The following is a 19,123-nucleotide window of genomic DNA, read 5'->3' as shown; positions in this document are numbered from 1 at the left end:
TGAGTGGTTGAAGTTTTAAATAACTACATCTAGTATTTCCTTATCGAATGGCCCACAACGTTCGACGCTACGTTTAGCGCCGTGCTGTTATCTTAAATGGAAATACGAATCATGCGCATTACTATTTACACTCGAAATGACTGCGTGCAGTGCCATGCCACCCGACGAGCCATGGAGAGCCGGGGGCTGGCCTTTGAAATGGTCAACGTCGACCAGCAGCCGGATGCCGCCGACACCCTGCGCGAGCAGGGGTTTCGCCAGCTGCCGGTGGTGATCGCCGGCGACCTGCGCTGGAGCGGCTTCCGCCCGGATATGATCAATCGCCTGCGCCCCTCCGTCGCGGCGGCCAGCGCATGAGCCTCATCGTCTACTTCTCCAGCCGTTCGGAGAACACCCATCGCTTTGTGCAGCGCCTGGGGCTGCCGGCGGTGCGCATCCCGCTGAACGAGCGTGAACCTCTGCAGGTAGACGAGCCCTATATTCTCATCGTTCCCAGCTATGGCGGCGGCGGTACCGCCGGCGCCGTGCCGCGTCAGGCGATCCGCTTTTTAAACGACGTACATAACCGTCGGCTGATCCGCGGGGTGATTGCCGCCGGCAATCGCAACTTTGGCGACGCCTGGGGGCGCGCCGGGGATGTCATCGCGCAGAAATGCGCCGTGCCCTATCTCTACCGCTTCGAGCTGATGGGAACCCCCGACGATATCGATAACGTGCGTAAAGGAGTCAGCGAATTTTGGCAACGACAACCGCAGAACGTATAACCGCCGCCGTGGATTTTCACGCCCTCAATGCGATGCTGAATTTGTACGACAGCGAGGGCCGCATCCCGTTTGAGAAAGATCGCCAGGCGGTTGAGGCTTTTATGGCGACCCAGGTTCAGCCCAACACCCTCGCCTTTGCCAGCCAGGAGGATAAACTCAGCTGGCTCGTCCGCGAGGGCTATTACGATCCCCAGCTGCTGGCCGGCTATGATCGCGGGTTTGTGCTGGCGCTGTTCGCCCATGCCCGGCGCGCCGCGTTTCGCTTCCAGACCTTCCTCGGCGCCTGGAAGTTCTATACCAGCTACGCGCTGAAGAGCTTTGACGGCAAGCACTACCTCGAGGATTTCGCGGAACGCAGCGTAATGGTGGCCCTGACGCTGGCCCGGGGCGATGAACAGCAGGCGCGGCAGCTGACGGAGGAGATACTCAGCGGCCGCTTCCAGCCGGCCACGCCCACCTTCCTTAACGCCGGCAAACAGCAGCGCGGGGAGCTGATCTCCTGCTTCCTGCTGCGCATTGAAGATAATATGGAGTCCATCGGCCGGGCGGTGAACTCGGCGCTGCAGCTGTCGAAGCGCGGCGGCGGCGTGGCCTTTTTACTCTCCAATCTGCGCGAGGCCGGGGCGCCGATCAAGCGCATCGAAAATCAGTCCTCCGGCGTAGTGCCGGTGATGAAGATGCTGGAGGACGCCTTCTCCTATGCCAACCAGCTCGGCGCCCGCCAGGGGGCGGGGGCGGTCTGGCTGCACGCTCACCATCCCGATATTTTGCGCTTCCTTGATACCCGGCGTGAAAATGCCGATGAGAAAATCCGCATCAAAACCCTGTCGCTGGGGGTGGTGATCCCTGACATCACCTTCCAGCTGGCGAAAGAAGACGCGCAGATGGCGCTCTTCTCGCCGTATGATGTCGAACGGCTGTACGGCAAACCCTTCGCCGACTGCGCCATCGGCGACCTCTATCCACAGCTGGTAGCCGACGATCGGGTTCGCAAACGCTGGATCCGCGCCCGCGATCTGTTCCAGCGCCTGGCGGAGATCCAGTTTGAATCCGGCTACCCGTACATCATGTTTGAAGACACGGTGAACCGCGCCAGTCCGGTGGCCGGGCGGGTCACCATGAGCAATCTGTGTTCCGAGATCCTGCAGGTCAGTACGCCGTCCGCCTATAATGAAGACCTTAGCTATGCCCATATCGGGGAAGATATTTCCTGCAACCTCGGCTCGCTGAACATCGCCCACACCATGGACTCGCCGGATTTCGGCCTCACTATCGCCACCGCGGTGCGCGCCCTGACCGCCGTGTCCGACATGAGCCACATTCAGTCGGTCCCCTCCGTAGCGGCCGGCAACGCCGCCTCCCACGCCATCGGCCTGGGGCAGATGAATCTTCACGGCTACCTGGCGCGGGAAGGCATTGCCTACGGCAGCCCGGAGGGGCTGGACTTCACCAATATCTACTTCTACACCGTGACCTGGCACGCGCTGCACACCTCGATGCTGTTGGCCCGCGAGCGCGGCCAGCGCTTCGCCGGCTTCCGGCAGTCGCGCTACGCCAGCGGGGAATACTTCGACAAATATCTGCAGGAGTCGTGGCAGCCGAAAACCGAACGGGTCCGCGCGCTGTTCGCCCGCGCCGGCATCTCCCTGCCCGACCGGGAAAGCTGGCGCCAGCTGCGCGACGACGTCATGCGCTATGGCATTTACAACCGCTATCTGCAGGCGGTGCCGCCCACCGGCTCGATCTCGTACATCAATCATGCCACCTCCAGCATTCACCCGATCGTCTCGAAGATTGAGATCCGCAAAGAGGGGAAAACCGGACGGGTGTACTACCCCGCGCCGTTTATGAATAACGATAATCTGGCCCTCTACCAGGATGCGTACGAGATAGGCCCCCGGAAGATCATCGACACCTACGCCGAGGCGACGCGCCACGTCGATCAGGGCCTGTCGCTGACCCTGTTCTTCCCGGATACCGCCACCACCCGCGATATCAACAAGGCGCAAATCTACGCCTGGAAGAAAGGCATTAAAACGCTGTACTACATCCGACTGCGCCAGCTGGCGCTGGAAGGCACTGAAATTGAAGGCTGCGTGTCCTGCGCGCTGTAAGGAGAACAGGATGACCCATTTAACGCGCGTCAGCGCGATCAACTGGAACCGCATCGATGACGATAAAGATCTGGAGGTGTGGAATCGTCTCACCAGCAACTTCTGGCTGCCGGAGAAAGTGCCGCTGTCGAACGATATTCCCGCCTGGCAAACCCTCAGCGCGGCGGAGCAACAGTTGACCATTCGCGTTTTTACCGGGCTGACCCTGCTCGACACCATTCAGAACACCATCGGCGCGCCGGCGCTGATGGCGGACGCTCTGACCCCGCATGAGGAGGCGGTGCTGTCGAACATCAGCTTTATGGAAGCGGTTCATGCCCGCTCTTACAGCTCCATCTTTTCCACGCTGTGCCACAGCAAAGAGGTGGATGCCGCCTTCGCCTGGAGCGAAAGCTGCGAACCCCTGCAGCGCAAAGCGCAGCTGATGCTGGGCTACTATCAGGCCGACGAGCCGCTGAAGAAAAAAATCGCCAGCGTGTTCCTCGAATCCTTTCTCTTCTATTCCGGCTTCTGGCTGCCGATGCACTTCTCCAGTCGGGGAAAACTGACCAACACCGCGGATCTGATCCGCCTGATCATTCGCGATGAAGCGGTGCATGGCTATTACATCGGCTACAAGTATCAGAAAGGGCTGGAGATCGTCAGCCCCGGTAAGCGCGAAGAATTAAAAAACTTCGCCCTCGATCTGCTGATGGATCTGTACGACAACGAGCTGGCCTACAGCCGGGAACTGTACGGCGAGAGCGGCTGGTTCGACGACGTCAGCGCCTTCCTGTGCTACAACGCCAACAAAGCGCTGATGAACCTCGGCTACGAGGCGCTGTTCCCGGCGGAGATGGCGGCGGTTAACCCGGCGATCCTCGCGGCGCTGTCACCCAACGCCGATGAAAACCACGACTTTTTCTCCGGCTCCGGCTCCTCCTACGTGATAGGAAAAATGGAAGAGACCGCCGACGACGACTGGGACTTTTAACCGTACTTTCACCAGGAATATCGCCCGCATATTCCTGGTGATCAATTTCACAGAATCGCGATTAATCCACCAAATATTCTCTCCATGGTCTAACCGTCATCACTTGGTCATATTTAGCAGAAAACCGGCCCATTTCAGTCTAATTACCCAAAGATAATCAAAAAATATTACCCACAACAAATTACCGCTCAGCCCTTATATCACGGGGGCTGTGCCGCCATGTCCCTCCCTCCATTTTGCCGAGAGTTCGCCATTGAGGGTTGTCACAGAATCTGAGTATGTTAGGGTGTAAAAAGATCATTATCACCATTGGGTACCATATCGCAATAAACAAATAACAGGAACTTCTCTATTGCATGGCAATTAAATTAGAAATTAAAAATCTTTATAAGATATTTGGCGAGCACCCTCACCGTGCTTTCAAATATATTGAGAAAGGACTCAACAAAGCGCAAATACTGGAAAAAACGGGGCTGTCGCTTGGCGTCAAAGACGCCAGTCTGGCCATTGAAGAAGGCGAGATATTCGTCATCATGGGGCTCTCCGGCTCGGGGAAATCCACCATGGTTCGCCTTCTCAATCGCCTGATTGAACCCACCCGCGGCCAGGTGCTGATTGACGGGGTCGATATCGCCAAAATGTCGGACGCCGAGCTGCGCGAGGTGCGTCGTAAAAAAATTGCGATGGTTTTTCAGTCCTTTGCGCTGATGCCGCACATGAGCGTGCTCGACAATACGGCGTTTGGCATGGCGCTTGCCGGCGTCCCGGCCGCTGAGCGAGAGCAAAAAGCTCGGGAAGCGCTGCGTCAGGTGGGGCTGGAGAATTATGCCCACGCCTGGCCGGATGAACTCTCCGGCGGGATGCGTCAGCGCGTCGGTTTAGCCCGCGCCCTGGCGATTAATCCCGATATTCTCTTAATGGATGAAGCCTTCTCCGCGCTCGATCCGCTCATTCGCACCGAAATGCAGGATGAGCTGATCAAATTACAGGCTAAGCATCAGCGTACTATTGTCTTTATTTCCCATGACCTTGATGAAGCCATGCGAATTGGCGATCGTATCGCCATTATGCAAAATGGCGAAGTGGTTCAGGTCGGCACTCCGGATGAAATATTGAATAATCCGGCCAATGATTATGTCCGCACCTTCTTCCGCGGCGTCGATATTAGCCAGGTCTTCAGCGCGAAAGATATTGCCCGTCGTAGCCCGGTCGGCCTGATTCGTAAAACGCCAGGTTTTGGCCCCCGCTCTGCGCTGAAATTATTACAGGATGAAGACCGGGAATATGGCTATGTCATTGAGCGCGGTAATCGCTTTGTCGGGATTGTCTCGATCGATTCTCTGAAAACCGCGCTCAGCGCCGGCCAGGGGATCGAGGCGGCGCTGATTGACGCCCCGCTGGCGGTGGAGGCGCAAACGCCGCTCAGCGATCTGCTCTCCCACGTCGGCCACGCCCCGTGCGCCGTCCCGGTGGTGGATGAAGAACAACAATATATCGGCATCATTTCCAAACGAATGTTGCTCCAGGCTTTAGATCGCGAGGGGGTGAATCATGGCTGATCAAACCAATCCGTGGGACAGCGCCCCGGCAACCGACAGCGCCGCTCAGGCTGCAGACGCCTGGGGTGGCGCCTCAACTGCCGCGCCGACTAATGGCGGCGGCGCCGACTGGCTGCACAGCGCCCCGGCGCCGCAGCCGGAACAGTTCAATATCATGGATCCGTTCCATAAGACCCTGATCCCGCTCGACAGCTGGGTGACCCACGCCATCGACTGGATCGTGCTGCACTTCCGCCCGCTGTTCCAGGGGATCCGCGTGCCGATCGACTACATCCTCAGCGCCTTCCAGCAGCTGCTGTTGGGGATGCCGGCGCCGGTGGCGATTATCGTCTTCGCGCTGATCGCCTGGCAGATCTCCAGCCTCGGCATGGGGGTCGCCACCCTGGTCTCGCTGATTGCCATCGGCGCCATCGGCGCGTGGTCGCAGGCGATGGTCACCCTGGCGCTGGTCCTCACCGCCCTGCTGTTCTGCATGATCATCGGCCTGCCGCTGGGGATCTGGCTGGCGCGCAGTCCGCGAGCGGCGAAAATTATCCGCCCGCTGCTGGATGCCATGCAGACCACGCCGGCCTTCGTCTACCTGGTGCCGATCGTGATGCTGTTCGGCATCGGCAACGTGCCCGGCGTGGTGGTGACGATTATCTTCGCCCTGCCGCCGATCGTCCGTCTGACCATCCTCGGGATAAACCAGGTGCCTGCGGATCTGATCGAAGCGTCGCGCTCGTTTGGCGCCAGCCCGCGCCAGCTGCTGTTTAAAGTTCAGCTGCCGCTGGCGATGCCCACCATTATGGCCGGGGTTAACCAAACGCTGATGCTGGCCCTGTCGATGGTGGTGATCGCCTCGATGATCGCCGTCGGCGGTCTTGGCCAGATGGTGCTGCGCGGCATTGGCCGCCTGGATATGGGCCTGGCCACCGTCGGCGGCGTGGGGATCGTGATCCTGGCGATTATTCTTGACCGCCTCACCCAGGCCGTCGGCCGCGACGCCCGCAGTCGCGGCAACCGCCGCTGGTACACCACCGGCCCGCTGGGGCTTCTCACTCGCCCTTTCTGTCGATAAGTCGATAACAGCGCCGCACCCCGGCACCAGCCGATGCCGGGGAGCCGCCTTCCCGTTAAACAATAAGAGGAACCACCATGCGACATAGCACGATGATGGCCACCGCCGCCTTTGCCACCCTGATCGCCACCAGCGCCTTCGCCGCCGACCTGCCGGGCAAAGGAATTACCGTCAAGCCGGCGCAGAGCACTATCTCCGAAGAGAGCTTCCAGACCCTGCTGGTCAGCCGCGCGCTGGAGAAGCTTGGCTACACCGTCGAAAAACCGAGCGAAGTGGACTATAACGTTGCCTATACCTCGATTGCCGCCGGGGATACTACCTTTATCGCCACCAACTGGCAGCCGCTGCACGATGACATGTACGCCGCGGCGGGCGGTGATAACAAATTTTACCGCAAGGGGGTGTACGTCTCAGGCGCCGCCCAGGGCTATCTGATCGATAAAAAAACCGCCGAGCAGTACCACATCACCTCTATCGATCAGCTCAAAGATCCGCAGATCGCCAAACTGTTTGATACTAACAACGACGGTAAAGCGGACCTCACCGGCTGCACCCCGGGCTGGGGCTGCGAAGCGGTGATTAACCACCAGATTGACGCCTATGGCCTGAGCAAAACCGTTACCCATAACCAGGGCAACTACGCGGCGATGATGGCCGACACCATCGCCCGCTATAAAGAGGGTAAACCGGTGCTCTACTACACCTGGACGCCGTACTGGGTTAGCGACGTGCTGAAGCCTGGCAAAGACGTCGTCTGGCTGCAGGTGCCGTTCTCCTCCCTGCCGGGCGAGCAGAAAAACATCGATACCAAACTGGCCAACGGCGCCAACTATGGCTTCCCGGTCAACACCATGCACATTGTCGCCAACAAAGCCTGGGCGGAGAAAAATCCGGCCGCCGCCACTCTGTTTAGCGTCATGAAGCTGCCGATCGCCGACATCAACGCCGAGAATGCGATGATGCACGAAGGCCATGCTTCCGAAGCCGACATTAACGGTCATGTTGATGGTTGGATCAAAGCCCACCAGCCGCTGTTCGACAGCTGGGTGAAAGCCGCGCTCGCCGCGCAGCAGTAACCCGCCCCCGGATAAGGCCCGGCGCCTTATCCGGGCCCCTTCCCCGCCTTTCATCCCGTCAGGGTCATGGAAAAGCGGATTGCGGGCATTTTCATAGTGTTAAGGCGCGTCGCGCTCTGTTAAGGTGGGGACATCGGTCAATTTGCCACCTTCACATGGATCCAGCGATAAGTTATTCATATGGAAAACCCCGCGCCCTTAACCTGTGCCTTATCTGAACGTGTCGCTACCGTCGGCGAAGGCATTAAAGACAGTCTCCCCATCGTCATCAGCTACCTTCCGGTGGCATTCGCCTTCGGACTGAACGCCACCCGGCTGGGGTTCACCCCGCTGGAAAGCCTGTTTTTCTCCTGCATTATTTACGCCGGCGCCAGCCAGTTTGTGATCACCGCCATGCTGGCCGCCGGCAGTTCGCTGTGGGTCGCCGCCCTGACGGTGATGGCGATGGACGTCCGCCACGTGCTGTATGGCCCCTCGCTGCGCAGCCGCATTCATACCGCGCTGGACAAAAAGAAGACCGCCCTCTGGGCCTTCGGCCTGACCGATGAGGTTTTCGCCGCCGCCACCGCCAGGCTGGTACGCGACAACCGACGCTGGAGCGAAAACTGGATGCTCGGTCTCGCGTTTACCTCGTGGGCATCGTGGGTGTGCGGCACGCTGGCTGGCGCCTGGTCCGGCAACGGCCTGCTGGTGGATTATCCGGCGGTGGAAGCCGCGCTCGGCTTTATGCTGCCGGCGCTATTTATGAGCTTCCTGCTGGCCTCTTTCCAGCGCCAGCAATCGCTGTGCGTCACGGCGGCGCTGGCGGGCGCGCTGGGCGGCATTCTGTTATTTTCCATTCCGGCGGCGATCCTCGCCGGGATTGTCTGCGGGTGTCTGACGGCGCTGGTCCAGGCCATGCTGAAGGGGATGCCGGATGAACAGTGAGGTCCTTCTGCTCGGAGTGATTGTCGGCGGCGTCAACTATCTGTTTCGTTATCTTCCCCTGCGTCTGCGCGCGGGTCATGCCCGGCCTGCCCGTCGTGGCCCGGTCAGCGTGCTGCTGGATACCATCGGCATCGCCTCGATTTGCGCGCTGCTGGTGGTCTCCAGCGTGCCGGAGATCCTCGCCGATGCCCATCGCCTGGCGCCGACGCTGATCGGCTTTCTGGTGCTGGGGGGCGCCTTCTGGAAAACCCGCAGCATTATTATCCCGACCCTGCTGTCGGCGTTGGCCTACGGTCTGGCCTGGAAAATCGCCAGCGGGCTCTAAGCTTTGCGTATCAATTTTGGTCAATAATTCATTTGATTTATTTGTCACAATAGTTATTATATCGGCTGTAATTAATGAGGTCATACCCAAATGGATAGTTCGTTTACTCCCATTGAGCAAATGCTCAAGTTCCGCGCCAGCCGCCATGAAGATTTCCCGTTCCAGGAGATTCTGTTAACTCGTCTTTGCATGCATATGCAAGGTAAGCTGCTGGAAAATCGCAATAAAATGCTCAAAGCGCAGGGAATTAACGAGACATTATTTATGGCGCTGATTACGCTGGAGTCGCAGGAAAACCACAGCATTCAGCCGTCCGAGCTGAGCTGTGCGCTGGGCTCGTCGCGTACCAACGCCACCCGTATCGCTGATGAACTGGAAAAACGCGGCTGGATTGAACGCCGCGAGAGCGATAACGATCGTCGCTGTCTGCATCTGCAGCTGACCGAAAAGGGCCATCAGTTTTTGCGTGAAGTCCTGCCGCCGCAGCATAACTGCCTGCACCAGCTGTGGTCTTCACTCAGCACCAGCGAAAAAGATCAGCTCGAACACATTACCCGCAAACTCCTGAGCCGCCTTGACCAGATGGAAGAAGAAGGCGTGCTGGCGGACTCTCTACGCTAAGGGCGGCGTCGCTCAGCCCATTTTTACGTTGCAAGGAAAACAGCCAGGCCAGCAGATCTCTGCTGGCCTTTCTGATAAACAGGTCGGCTCAGCCGATGTGAAATAATAAGATCGTGGAGAATAACATGAGCGCAAATGCGGAGAGCCAAACCCCGCAGCAACCAGGCAGCAAAAAAGGGAAGCGTAAAGGCGCCCTTCTGTTGCTGACATTGCTCTTCATTATTATTGCCGTGGCATATGGGATTTACTGGTTTCTGGTACTGCGTCACTACGAAGAGACCGACGATGCCTACGTGGCAGGGAACCAGGTACAAATTATGGCCCAGGTCTCGGGCAGCGTGACCAAAGTCTGGGCAGACAACACGGACTATGTGCAGAAAGGCGATCCGCTGGTCACTCTCGATCAGACCGATGCCCAACAGGCGTTTGAGAAAGCCAAAACGCAGCTGGCCGCCAGCGTGCGTCAAACCCGTCAGCAGATGATCAACAGCAAGCAGCTGCAGGCGAATATTGACGTCAAAAAGACCGCCCTCGCCCAGGCGCAGGCTGACCTGAACCGCCGCATCCCGCTGGGCGCCGCGAACCTCATCGGCCGCGAAGAGCTGCAGCACGCCCGCGACACCGTCGCCAGCGCGCAGGCCGAGCTTGACGTGGCTATCCAGCAGTACAACGCCAACCAGGCGATCGTGCTGGGTACCAAACTGGAACAGCAGCCGGCGGTGCTGCAGGCGGCGACCGAAGTGCGTAACGCCTGGCTGGCCCTGCAGCGTACGCAGATCGTCAGCCCGATTAGCGGCTACGTTTCCCGCCGCTCGGTACAGCCTGGGGCGCAGATCGGCACCACCACGCCGCTGATGGCGGTGGTTCCGGCGACCAACCTGTGGATCGACGCTAACTTTAAAGAGACCCAGCTGGCGCATATGCGCATCGGCCAGCCGGCCACCGTAATCAGCGACATCTATGGCGATGACGTGAAATACACCGGCAAGGTGGTTGGTCTGGATATGGGAACCGGGAGCGCCTTCTCCCTGCTGCCGGCGCAGAACGCCACCGGCAACTGGATCAAAGTGGTACAGCGCTTGCCGGTCCGCATCGAGCTGGATGAAAAACAGCTGGCGGAACATCCGCTGCGCATCGGCCTCTCGACGCTGGTGGAAGTTAACACCACCGATCGCGATGGCGAAATGCTGGCAAGCCAGGTGCGGAGCTCCCCGGTCTACGAGAGCAATGCCCGCGAAATCGCTCTCGATCCGGTCAATAAACTGATAGACGAGATCATTCAGGCCAACGCCGGATAATTCGGGGTGAGTGTAATGCAACAGCAAAAACCGCTGGAAGGCGCGCAGCTGGTCATCATGACCATTGCGCTGTCGCTCGCGACGTTCATGCAGGTGCTGGATTCCACTATCGCCAACGTGGCGATCCCGACCATCGCCGGTAACCTTGGCTCATCGCTGAGCCAGGGGACCTGGGTCATCACCTCGTTCGGGGTCGCTAACGCCATCTCCATTCCGATCACCGGGTGGTTGGCCAAGCGCGTGGGCGAGGTGAAGCTGTTCCTGTGGTCCACCACCGCTTTCGCCATCGCCTCCTGGGCCTGCGGCGTCTCCAACAGCCTGACGATGCTGATCTTCTTCCGCGTCATTCAGGGGATTGTTGCCGGGCCGCTGATCCCGCTGTCGCAAAGTCTGTTGCTCAGCAACTATCCGCCGGCGAAACGCTCTATCGCCCTGGCGCTGTGGTCGATGACGGTGATCGTCGCTCCCATCTGCGGCCCGATCCTCGGCGGCTATATCAGCGATAACTACCACTGGGGATGGATCTTCTTTATCAACGTGCCCATTGGCGTGGCGGTGGTGCTGATGACCCTGCAGACCCTGCGCAACCGGGAAACCAAAACCGAACAGCGGCGTATCGACGGCGTCGGCCTGGCGCTGCTGATCATCGGTATCGGTAGCCTGCAGGTGATGCTGGACCGGGGTAAAGAGCTGGACTGGTTCTCCTCCAATGAAATTATCATTCTGACCATCGTGGCGGTGGTGGCGATAAGCTTCCTGATCGTCTGGGAGCTGACCGACGATAACCCGATTGTCGATCTGTCGCTGTTTAAGTCGCGCAACTTCACCATCGGCTGCCTCTGTATCAGCCTGGCCTACATGCTCTACTTCGGGGCCATCGTGCTGCTGCCGCAGCTGTTGCAGGAGGTCTACGGCTACACCGCGACCTGGGCCGGCCTGGCGTCAGCGCCGGTGGGGGTGATCCCGGTCATTCTGTCGCCGATTATCGGCCGCTTTGCGCATAAGCTCGATATGCGACGGCTGGTCACCTTCAGCTTTATCATGTACGCCGTCTGCTTCTACTGGCGCGCCTGGACCTTCGAACCGGGGATGGACTTTGGCGCCTCGGCGTGGCCGCAGTTTATCCAGGGCTTCGCGGTAGCCTGCTTCTTCATGCCGTTGACCACCATCACCCTCTCCGGCCTGCCGCCGGAACGGCTGGCGGCGGCGTCGAGCTTGTCGAACTTCACCCGTACCCTTGCCGGCTCCATCGGGACCTCGATCACCACCACCCTGTGGACCAACCGCGAGGCGCTGCACCATGCGCAGCTCACCGAATCGGTGACGCCGTTCAACCCCAATGCGCAGCAGATCTACGATCAGCTGCAGGGGATGGGAATGACGCAGCAGCAGGCGTCCGGCTGGATAGCGCAGCAGATAACCAACCAGGGGCTGATTATCTCCGCCAACGAAATCTTCTGGATCTCAGCGGCCATTTTCATCCTGCTGTTGGGACTGGTGTGGTTCGCCAGACCCCCGTTCAGCGCCGGCGGCGGCGGCGGCGGCGGCGGCGCGCACTAAGCCTCACATTAAGGGACCTGCGGGTCCCTTTTTTACGGCGTCAGGTTGTCCAGTTCTCGCTAGTTTCTGTCTCGTTTGCGAAAGCCCGCCAGCCGGCGCTCGGGCAGGATAGAGGCTGACTATTAAGGAGAACACTATGCTGAGCCATCCTGCTGAAAAGTACCGTCCCTATCCGCCGATTACCCTGCCCGACCGCCGCTGGCCGGACCGGCAAATCAGCCACGCCCCGCGCTGGCTGTCGACCGACCTGCGCGACGGCAACCAGGCGCTGGCGGAGCCCATGGACAGCGCCCGCAAACTGCAGTTCTGGGATCTGCTGCTGGAGTGCGGCTTTAAAGAGATTGAGGTCGCCTTCCCTTCCGCCTCGCAAACCGATTTCAACTTTGTCCGCCAGCTGATTGACGAACAGCGCATCCCGGAGGAGGTCACCATCCAGGTGCTGACCCAGGCGCGGGACCCGCTGATCCTGCGCACCTTTGAAGCGCTGCGCGGCGCCCGCCGGGCCACCGTCCACCTCTACAACGCCACCGCGCCGCTGTTCCGCGAACTGGTTTTCGGCATGGACAAGGCCGAGGTGATCGCCCTCGCGACCCGCGCCACCCGGCTTATCCGCCAGCAGTGCGAACAACAGCCGGAGACCCGCTGGCAATATGAATATTCGCCTGAAACGTTCTGCTTCACCGAACCGGAGTTTGCGCTCGAGATTTGCGAAGCGGTGGCGGACGTCTGGCAGCCCTGCGCCGAGCGACCGATGATCGTCAATCTGCCGGCGACGGTGGAGGTCAACACCCCCAACGTCTATGCCGATCAGATCGAGTACTTTTGCCGCCATTTCTCCCGCCGCGGCGAGGTCTGCATCAGCGTGCATCCTCACAATGACCGCGGTACCGGCGTCGCCAGCGCCGAGCTGGCGGTGATGGCCGGCGCCGACCGGGTGGAAGGCTGCCTGTTCGGCAACGGCGAACGCACCGGCAACGTCTGCCTGGTGACGCTGGCGATGAACCTCTACAGCCAGGGCGTCGACCCTGAGCTTCGCTTCGAGCAGATGAACCGGGTGGTGGAAGTGGTGGAAAACTGCAATCAGATCCCCGTGCACCCGCGCCACCCGTGGGCGGGAAGTCTGGCCTATACTGCCTTCTCCGGTTCCCATCAGGATGCGATCAAAAAAGGGTTTGATGCCCGTCAGCCTGGCGACCCATGGCGGATGCCCTACCTGCCCATTGACCCGCAGGATATTGGCTGCAGCTATGAGGCGGTGATCCGCGTCAACAGCCAGTCGGGGAAAAGCGGCAGCGCCTGGCTTATCGAACAAAATCATGGTCTGAAGCTGCCCCGCGGGCTGCAGCAGGACTTCAGCCAGCACGTTCAGCAGGCCACCGATAGCGACGGCAAAGAGATGACCCACCATGCGCTGTGGCAGCTGTTCCGCACGCGCTACGGGCTGCAGGCGCAGCCTGCGCTGACGCTGGTCGATTATCAGAGCGCCAGCCAGCAGGATGGCCAGCTGTCCCTGCAGGCGACGCTGCGTCACCACGGCGAAACCCGACGCCTGCAGGGCCAGGGCAACGGCCTGCTCTCCGCCGCCGCCCGCGGCCTCAGCGCGCTGTTTCGGCAGCCGTTTATGATCAAGGACTATCATGAGCATACCCTCGGCGCGCGCAGCGACAGCCGGTCGGTGGCCTATATCCGCTGCGTTTTTCCGCAAGGAGAGAGCTACTGGGGCGTGGGTATCGATAATGACGTGGCGCGCGCCTCGCTGCAGGCGCTGTGCAATGCGCTCAGCGCCGCCGATCAGGCCGGCGGACGAAAATAGTCGCTGGGGGCGACGCCCATCACCCGACGAAACATGGCGCTGAAGGCGCTGTGGCTGCCGTAGCCCAGCTCCAGCGCCACCCGCAGGACGGAGTGGCCCTGCGCCAGGCGAATCAACGCTTCCATTAGCTTCGCCCGGCGCACCCACTCGCGCCACGTCAGGCTAGTCTGCTGCTGAAAATGGCGGTTCAGGGTTCGCTCGCTCATGCTGCACGCCTTCGCCGCCTGGCTGCTGCTCCAGACGTCGCCCGGCGCCTCGCGCACCTGCTGACACAGCCGGCGCAGCGTTTCGCTTTGCGGCTCCGGCAGGCCAAACGGCAGGATCGCCATCCCGCGGATCTCATCGAGGATCAGCTCATAAATCCGTTCGTCGCGGCTGGCGGGGGCATAGCGCTCGGCCAGCGCCAGGGAAGAGACGATCAGTTCCCGCAGCAGGGGCGTGATCTGTACGATCTGGCTGCCCGCCGGAAGATCGGCGCGCGCCAGCGGATCGATAAACAACGTGCGCGCCGCGACGTTGCCGGTCATGCGCAGCGCGTGGGGCGTTCCCGCCGGCAGCCAGACGCCGCGCCCGGGCGGCACCACCCAGTAGCCTGCCGGCGTCGCCACCCGCACCACGCCGCTTAAAATATGCAGCAGCTGGGCGCAGTCATGCTGATGCCAGTCTTCCTGGTCACCGTGAGCATAATCATGGGCAAAGGGCACCAGCGGGCGGTGCTGAAAGGAGAAGGTGGTGGTCGTCGTCATGGCGGCGTCGGGAGAGCGGCCCGGCGACAGGCGTCGGGCCGCGGCGGAAGCACTAGATGTGCAGTTCCTGCAGTTTTTCTTTCGGCAACGCCAGTTCGTCGTTGCTGTTGATGCGCACATCGCGCTCAATGATATGACGAGCGATCTCCTGCGCCTCTTCCAGCGAGTGCATGGTATAGGTCCCGCACTGGTAGACGTTCAGCTCCGGGATCTGGTTCTGATCTTGCACCTTCAGCACGTCGGCCATCGCCGCTTTCCAGGCGTCGGCGACGCGCTGCTCGTCCGGCGTACCAATCAGGCTCATATAGAACCCGGTGCGGCAGCCCATCGGCGAAATGTCGATAATTTCCACGCCATTCCCGTTCAGGTGATCGCGCATAAAGCCGGCGAACAGGTGCTCCAGGGTGTGGATACCGCGCTCCGGCATCACTTCCTGGTTCGGCACGCAGAAGCGCAGATCGAATACGGTGATTTCATCGCCATGCGGCGTGTTCATTTTCTTCGCGACACGCACCGCTGGGGCTTCCATTCGGGTATGGTCGACTGTGAAACTATCTAACAACGGCATTCGTCACCTCCGGGAGTGAATTTTTTTAAAATAAAATGAACTCTTTGTTCAGCCGCGAGTCTCAGTATATGAAAGACGCGCATTTATTATCATCATCATCCCTGAATCAGAGATGAAAGTTTGGCCACAGTGATGTGGCCTTTTTCTTTTCCAGCGCTTCGACCGCTACGCGTGCCGCGCCAACAGCGCCTCAAACGGCTCGCTGTCTTCCGCTTCTACTTTCTTCTGTCGCGCCACCGACGCGTCGCGCTCGGCGATGAAATCTTCTTCGCTCAGGATCTCCAGCGGCTCTTCACGCAGCTGGGTCCGGTAACGATCGGCCAGCGCACGGCCGGTTCCGCCAATCCCTTCTTCAATCATAGAACGCAGAATGCGGGCTGAGAAGGTTAATTCCGGATCGTCAAAACAGGCCAGCAGCTCATCGCAGACCTGTTGATAGGCCTCGCCGCCGTGAATGCTATCCAGCGTCTGCGCCACGCGGCGTAAATCGCGGAACAGATCTTTACCTACCTGCGCCAGCGGGAACTGCGCGCTTTCGCAGCCGATGCCCAACGTTAAGCCCGGCTTACGGCCTTCCAGAATCACCCGATTCCAGTTGGTGCGGGTGCACAGCAGCTCATCGCTGCTCATCTCCGGCGCGTCGGCCAGCGCGCACCAAACCATAAACAGATCGAGGAAACGCACCTGCTGAGCGTCAACGCCGATCGGCGAGAACGGGTTGATATCCAGCGAACGCACTTCAATGTACTCAATGCCGCCGCGCAGCAGCGCATCGGACGGGGTTTCGCCCCGACGGGTGACGCGTTTCGGGCGGATCGGCGCATAGAGTTCGTTTTCAATCTGCAGGATATTGCTGTTGATCTGCAGATACTTACCGTCTTTTTCCAGCCCGATTTTGGCGTACTCTTCCGACGGCGTTTTAATCGCGCGCTTCAATCCTGCCACATACTCGTGCAGATCGTTAAACGTAATTCCGAGATTGCTTTGCGACTTATTGGTATAACCGAGGTCGCTGAGGCGCAGCGAGGTGGCGTACGGCAGGTAGTACATGCCGTTGCCCGTCTCCTCAAAGGGCAGCGTCGTCGGCTTTCCTTGCAGGAATGAAGAGCAAATCGCCGGCGAGGCGCCGAACAGATACGGGATCACCCAGCCAAAGCGATAGTAGTTACGAATCGTGCGGAAATAGCCTGCCGAAATGGCCTCTTTCCCGCTTTCAGCGTCTTCCACACCGCACTTCGCCTGCCAGAACGTCATCGGCAGCGAGAAGTTATAGTGCACGCCGGAGATAGTCTGCATCAGCGCGCCGTAGCGGTTCTTCAGCCCCTCGCGATACAGCGTTTTCAGGCGTCCCACGTTAGAGGTGCCGTACTGCGCCAGCTCAATATCCTGACCGGGGGCGATATAGCAGGGCATGCTCAGCGGCCACATCCGCTCGTCACCAAGCTGACGCGCGGTATAGCGATGGACATCGCGCATAAAGGTCAGCATATGCTCAATATCGCCGTCCACCGGCGTAATAAACTCGAGTAAAGCTTCGGCAAAATCGGTGGTAATCCATTTATGCGTCAGCGCTGAGCCTAACGCCAGAGGGTGACCGGTCGTCGCCAGCGTACCGTCTGCGTTCACGCGCAGCGTCTCCCGCTCCAGACCACGTTGAATACCCTGCAGGGCCTGCGGATGTTTTTCCAGCCAGGCCAGCGCCTGTGATACGTCCGGGATCAATTTGACCTCCCGCCTGTCGAAATCGTTTGAATAAGCATAATTGTAATGGATGAACTATCAGTCCAATTAGTGCCACCACGTCATGCCCTGAAGCGTCGCTGCCGCAATGACGATATAGCGCAGCGCCTTTCCAAGGCATAAGAAAAAGAGTACCGGTCCCCAGGAAATGCGCATCCATCCCGCCAGCAAACACAGTAAATCGCCGACAACCGGCGCCCAGCTTAGCAACAGCGTCACCGCGCCGTAGCGCTTAAGCCAGCCGGCCGCCCGCTCCTGCCAGCGCGAGGTTTTACGCAGCGGAAACAGGCGCCCCAGAATAACGTTAGTTACCCCTCCAAGGCTATTGCCGATTGTTGCTATTAATACTAACCACCACGGATGACTAACCCCCGTAAGAAGCATCGCAACCAGCACAACCTCCGAATTGCCGGGAAGCAGCGTGGCGCTTAAAAAGCTACTGGCAAACAGCGAGAGGAGTGACAGCGCGTCGCTCACAGCAAACGCACGTCTACTGCGTCCATTCCCGCGCGCTTCGCCGCCTGCAGACCAAAGTCGGCATCTTCGAAGACCACGCATTTTTCCGGCGCGACGCCCATGCGCTCGGCGCACAGCAGGAAGGTATCGGGCGCGGGTTTATGGTTGACCACATGATCGGCCGCCACCACCGCGGAGAAGTAATGACGCAGGCCCAGGTGCGCCAGCAGCGCTTCGGCGACGGCGCTTTCACTACCGGTGCCGACCGACATCGGGCGACGGCCGTGCCACGCTTTGACCACCTCGATCAGCGGCAATGGGCGTACGCTATCCAGCAGCATCGCCTTAACGGCCAGGGTTTTTTCCTGCGCCAGGCGATGTGGATCGAGATCCGCCTGGTTGAGTTCAATAATCGCCTGGGCAATCCGCCAGGTCGGTGAGCCATTGAGGGCGACCATCGCCTGTTCGTCGAAACGCATACCGTAGCGGCCCAGCACCTCGTTCCATGCCTGACGGTGGGTCGGCTCGGTATCGAGGATGGTGCCATCCATATCAAAGATCAGTCCTGCGTAACCTTCGTACATCGTCTTCTCACCAACCGGTTAATGAATGGTTACTGTAACGCAAAAGCCGGTCGTTGTCGCGGCCAGCGGCGCAGACGACAAAGGCGCCCACAGGCGCCTTCAGGCATCAGACCGGATAGACGGCCTTATTTAATACGCAGATCGTTTTCGACCATTCGCACACCCTGCACCCGACGGGTGACTTCCACCGCCCGTTTAGCGCTTTCCGCGGAGGAGACAAATCCGCTCAGCTGGACGCGGCCTTTAAAGGTCTGGACGCTGATTTCAGAGGACTTGATGTCTTTATCGTTAAAGAGCGCCGTTTTCACCTTAGTGGTCACCACGGTATCGTCAATGTAACCGCCGGTACTTTCTTTGGTGGACGAACCGGCACAGCCAGCGAGGACCGTCGCCACCAGCAGCGTCGCGCAAAAAGCAGGTATTGCTTTGAACCATTTCATGGATTTCTCTCCTTGCATTTATCTCAGCCTGATAACGCTGATATACAAGGATAAATTATAGTGGAAAGCGCGGCTTGCCAATAAAAAAGTCGGATGAAACTGGGATGAAAAACGCGGTTATCGGGATGGCGAGGGAAGCGTGAAGAGGGTGCCGTTGCTTACGCAACGTTATCCTCCCTGGTGCTGGCGATAATTTCGCAGACCATGAAACAACATTTTCGCTGTTACTAAGGAGAAGGCTGTTGCTAAGGAGAATATGGTGCATCCGGGAGGATGACTCGGCTGCGCCTCGCCCTTCGGGCCGTTGCTTACGCAACGTTATCCTCCCTGGTACTGACGATAAATTCGCAGACCATGAAACAACATTTTCGCTGTTGCTAAGGAGAATATGGTGCATCCGGGAGGATTCGAACCTCCGACCGCTCGGTTCGTAGCCGAGTACTCTATCCAGCTGAGCTACGGATGCATCGGGAAAGCGATTGTACTGCGGGGTTACTCT

At 59.5% G+C, this 19,123-nt stretch carries 19 protein-coding genes and 1 tRNA gene; 13 read left to right on the top strand and 7 right to left on the bottom strand.

Features of this window, described 5'->3' with window-relative positions; genetic code table 11:
• Positions 1–111 precede the first annotated feature (111 nt).
• From nrdH to leuA, 13 genes are all read left to right on the top strand, one after another.
• On the top strand, positions 112–357 hold the full coding sequence (nrdH, locus tag K5R89_RS21090; protein ID WP_048298086.1) for a glutaredoxin-like protein NrdH: 246 nt from the start codon (positions 112–114) through the stop codon (positions 355–357).
• On the top strand, positions 354–764 hold the full coding sequence (gene nrdI, locus K5R89_RS21085; RefSeq protein WP_023290751.1) for a class Ib ribonucleoside-diphosphate reductase assembly flavoprotein NrdI: 411 nt from the start codon (positions 354–356) through the stop codon (positions 762–764). The genes nrdH and nrdI overlap by 4 nt, the downstream gene beginning before the upstream one ends.
• Complete coding sequence (gene nrdE / locus K5R89_RS21080) at positions 737–2,878, top strand: class 1b ribonucleoside-diphosphate reductase subunit alpha (RefSeq protein ID WP_217259569.1); 2,142 nt, start codon at positions 737–739, stop codon at positions 2,876–2,878. Before nrdI ends, nrdE begins: the two co-directional genes overlap by 28 nt.
• Positions 2,879–2,888: 10 nt before the next feature.
• Positions 2,889–3,851 carry a class 1b ribonucleoside-diphosphate reductase subunit beta gene (gene nrdF / locus K5R89_RS21075; protein WP_032453806.1) on the top strand — a complete coding sequence of 321 codons (963 nt, stop codon included), beginning with the start codon at positions 2,889–2,891 and terminating at the stop codon, positions 3,849–3,851.
• A 356-nt stretch (positions 3,852–4,207) separates the two neighbouring features.
• Positions 4,208–5,410 (top strand): glycine betaine/L-proline ABC transporter ATP-binding protein ProV, encoded by a 1,203-nt coding sequence (gene proV, locus K5R89_RS21070; RefSeq protein WP_002914328.1) that lies wholly within the window; start codon positions 4,208–4,210, stop codon positions 5,408–5,410.
• On the top strand, positions 5,403–6,470 hold the full coding sequence (proW, locus tag K5R89_RS21065) for a glycine betaine/L-proline ABC transporter permease ProW (RefSeq protein WP_023290754.1): 1,068 nt from the start codon (positions 5,403–5,405) through the stop codon (positions 6,468–6,470). The genes proV and proW overlap by 8 nt, the downstream gene beginning before the upstream one ends.
• 77 nt (positions 6,471–6,547) lie before the next feature.
• Complete coding sequence (proX, locus tag K5R89_RS21060; RefSeq protein ID WP_023290755.1) at positions 6,548–7,546, top strand: glycine betaine/L-proline ABC transporter substrate-binding protein ProX; 999 nt, start codon at positions 6,548–6,550, stop codon at positions 7,544–7,546.
• Between the two features lie 180 nt (positions 7,547–7,726).
• Positions 7,727–8,473 (top strand): AzlC family ABC transporter permease, encoded by a 747-nt coding sequence (locus K5R89_RS21055; RefSeq protein ID WP_023290756.1) that lies wholly within the window; start codon positions 7,727–7,729, stop codon positions 8,471–8,473.
• Positions 8,463–8,798: an L-valine transporter subunit YgaH gene (gene ygaH, locus K5R89_RS21050; protein ID WP_004205699.1), complete on the top strand. Its 336-nt coding sequence runs from the start codon at positions 8,463–8,465 to the stop codon at positions 8,796–8,798. Before K5R89_RS21055 ends, ygaH begins: the two co-directional genes overlap by 11 nt.
• A gap of 90 nt (positions 8,799–8,888) precedes the next feature.
• Positions 8,889–9,419: a transcriptional repressor MprA gene (gene mprA, locus K5R89_RS21045; RefSeq protein ID WP_002914337.1), complete on the top strand. Its 531-nt coding sequence runs from the start codon at positions 8,889–8,891 to the stop codon at positions 9,417–9,419.
• A 125-nt stretch (positions 9,420–9,544) separates the two neighbouring features.
• Positions 9,545–10,717 carry a multidrug efflux MFS transporter periplasmic adaptor subunit EmrA gene (gene emrA / locus K5R89_RS21040; RefSeq protein WP_004205697.1) on the top strand — a complete coding sequence of 391 codons (1,173 nt, stop codon included), beginning with the start codon at positions 9,545–9,547 and terminating at the stop codon, positions 10,715–10,717.
• Positions 10,718–10,732: 15 nt separating this feature from the next.
• Complete coding sequence (emrB, locus tag K5R89_RS21035) at positions 10,733–12,277, top strand: multidrug efflux MFS transporter permease subunit EmrB (RefSeq protein WP_048288765.1); 1,545 nt, start codon at positions 10,733–10,735, stop codon at positions 12,275–12,277.
• 136 nt (positions 12,278–12,413) lie between these two features.
• Positions 12,414–14,090, top strand: coding sequence for a 2-isopropylmalate synthase (leuA, locus tag K5R89_RS21030; RefSeq protein ID WP_087824398.1), 1,677 nt, complete (start codon positions 12,414–12,416; stop codon positions 14,088–14,090).
• On the opposite strand, the gene K5R89_RS21025 is transcribed toward leuA, so the two are convergent.
• The 7 genes from K5R89_RS21025 to K5R89_RS20995 form a co-directional block, all read right to left on the bottom strand.
• Entirely contained in the window at positions 14,069–14,836 is a 768-nt protein-coding gene (locus K5R89_RS21025) for a helix-turn-helix transcriptional regulator (protein WP_087827190.1), read from the bottom strand. The two genes, leuA and K5R89_RS21025, sit on opposite strands and share 22 nt — an antisense overlap.
• 52 nt (positions 14,837–14,888) lie before the next feature.
• The gene (gene luxS, locus K5R89_RS21020; protein WP_023290759.1) at positions 14,889–15,404 is read right to left on the bottom strand and encodes an S-ribosylhomocysteine lyase; all 516 of its coding nucleotides are present in this window, start codon (positions 15,402–15,404) and stop codon (positions 14,889–14,891) included.
• A gap of 165 nt (positions 15,405–15,569) precedes the next feature.
• Complete coding sequence (gene gshA, locus K5R89_RS21015) at positions 15,570–17,126, bottom strand: glutamate--cysteine ligase (protein WP_049013824.1); 1,557 nt, start codon at positions 17,124–17,126, stop codon at positions 15,570–15,572.
• A gap of 66 nt (positions 17,127–17,192) precedes the next feature.
• A complete protein-coding gene (locus tag K5R89_RS21010) occupies positions 17,193–17,621 on the bottom strand; it encodes a YqaA family protein (protein WP_023290761.1) in 429 nt (142 codons plus the stop codon).
• Positions 17,618–18,184 (bottom strand): fructose-1-phosphate/6-phosphogluconate phosphatase, encoded by a 567-nt coding sequence (gene yqaB, locus K5R89_RS21005; protein WP_004205690.1) that lies wholly within the window; start codon positions 18,182–18,184, stop codon positions 17,618–17,620. Before yqaB ends, K5R89_RS21010 begins: the two co-directional genes overlap by 4 nt.
• A gap of 125 nt (positions 18,185–18,309) precedes the next feature.
• Entirely contained in the window at positions 18,310–18,624 is a 315-nt protein-coding gene (locus K5R89_RS21000) for a BON domain-containing protein (RefSeq protein WP_023290762.1), read from the bottom strand.
• A gap of 389 nt (positions 18,625–19,013) precedes the next feature.
• Positions 19,014–19,090 (bottom strand) — tRNA-Arg (locus tag K5R89_RS20995).
• Between the last annotated feature and the right edge of the window lie 33 nt (positions 19,091–19,123).

The sequence above is a fragment of the Klebsiella sp. TF21-TM genome (assembly GCF_019753495.1).
Lineage (GTDB): Bacteria > Pseudomonadota > Gammaproteobacteria > Enterobacterales > Enterobacteriaceae > Klebsiella > Klebsiella quasipneumoniae.
The sequence above is the reverse complement of the archived record's forward strand: the minus strand, read 5'-3'. Positions and strand labels throughout refer to the sequence as shown.

Bases quoted from the DNA above. Each gene is read 5' to 3' on its own strand.
- K5R89_RS21000 (WP_023290762.1), bottom strand. From the start codon at position 18,624: ATGAAATGGTTCAAAGCAATACCTGCTTTTTGCGCGACGCTGCTGGTG.
- leuA (WP_087824398.1), top strand. From the start codon at position 12,414: ATGCTGAGCCATCCTGCTGAAAAGTACCGTCCCTATCCGCCGATTACC.
- mprA (WP_002914337.1), top strand. From the start codon at position 8,889: ATGGATAGTTCGTTTACTCCCATTGAGCAAATGCTCAAGTTCCGCGCC.
- proV (WP_002914328.1), top strand. From the start codon at position 4,208: ATGGCAATTAAATTAGAAATTAAAAATCTTTATAAGATATTTGGCGAG.
- ygaH (WP_004205699.1), top strand. From the start codon at position 8,463: ATGAACAGTGAGGTCCTTCTGCTCGGAGTGATTGTCGGCGGCGTCAAC.
- luxS (WP_023290759.1), bottom strand. From the start codon at position 15,404: ATGCCGTTGTTAGATAGTTTCACAGTCGACCATACCCGAATGGAAGCC.
- emrA (WP_004205697.1), top strand. From the start codon at position 9,545: ATGAGCGCAAATGCGGAGAGCCAAACCCCGCAGCAACCAGGCAGCAAA.
- K5R89_RS21055 (WP_023290756.1), top strand. From the start codon at position 7,727: ATGGAAAACCCCGCGCCCTTAACCTGTGCCTTATCTGAACGTGTCGCT.
- nrdI (WP_023290751.1), top strand. From the start codon at position 354: ATGAGCCTCATCGTCTACTTCTCCAGCCGTTCGGAGAACACCCATCGC.
- nrdF (WP_032453806.1), top strand. From the start codon at position 2,889: ATGACCCATTTAACGCGCGTCAGCGCGATCAACTGGAACCGCATCGAT.
- nrdH (WP_048298086.1), top strand. From the start codon at position 112: ATGCGCATTACTATTTACACTCGAAATGACTGCGTGCAGTGCCATGCC.
- yqaB (WP_004205690.1), bottom strand. From the start codon at position 18,184: ATGTACGAAGGTTACGCAGGACTGATCTTTGATATGGATGGCACCATC.
- proW (WP_023290754.1), top strand. From the start codon at position 5,403: ATGGCTGATCAAACCAATCCGTGGGACAGCGCCCCGGCAACCGACAGC.
- K5R89_RS21025 (WP_087827190.1), bottom strand. From the start codon at position 14,836: ATGACGACGACCACCACCTTCTCCTTTCAGCACCGCCCGCTGGTGCCC.
- emrB (WP_048288765.1), top strand. From the start codon at position 10,733: ATGCAACAGCAAAAACCGCTGGAAGGCGCGCAGCTGGTCATCATGACC.
- proX (WP_023290755.1), top strand. From the start codon at position 6,548: ATGCGACATAGCACGATGATGGCCACCGCCGCCTTTGCCACCCTGATC.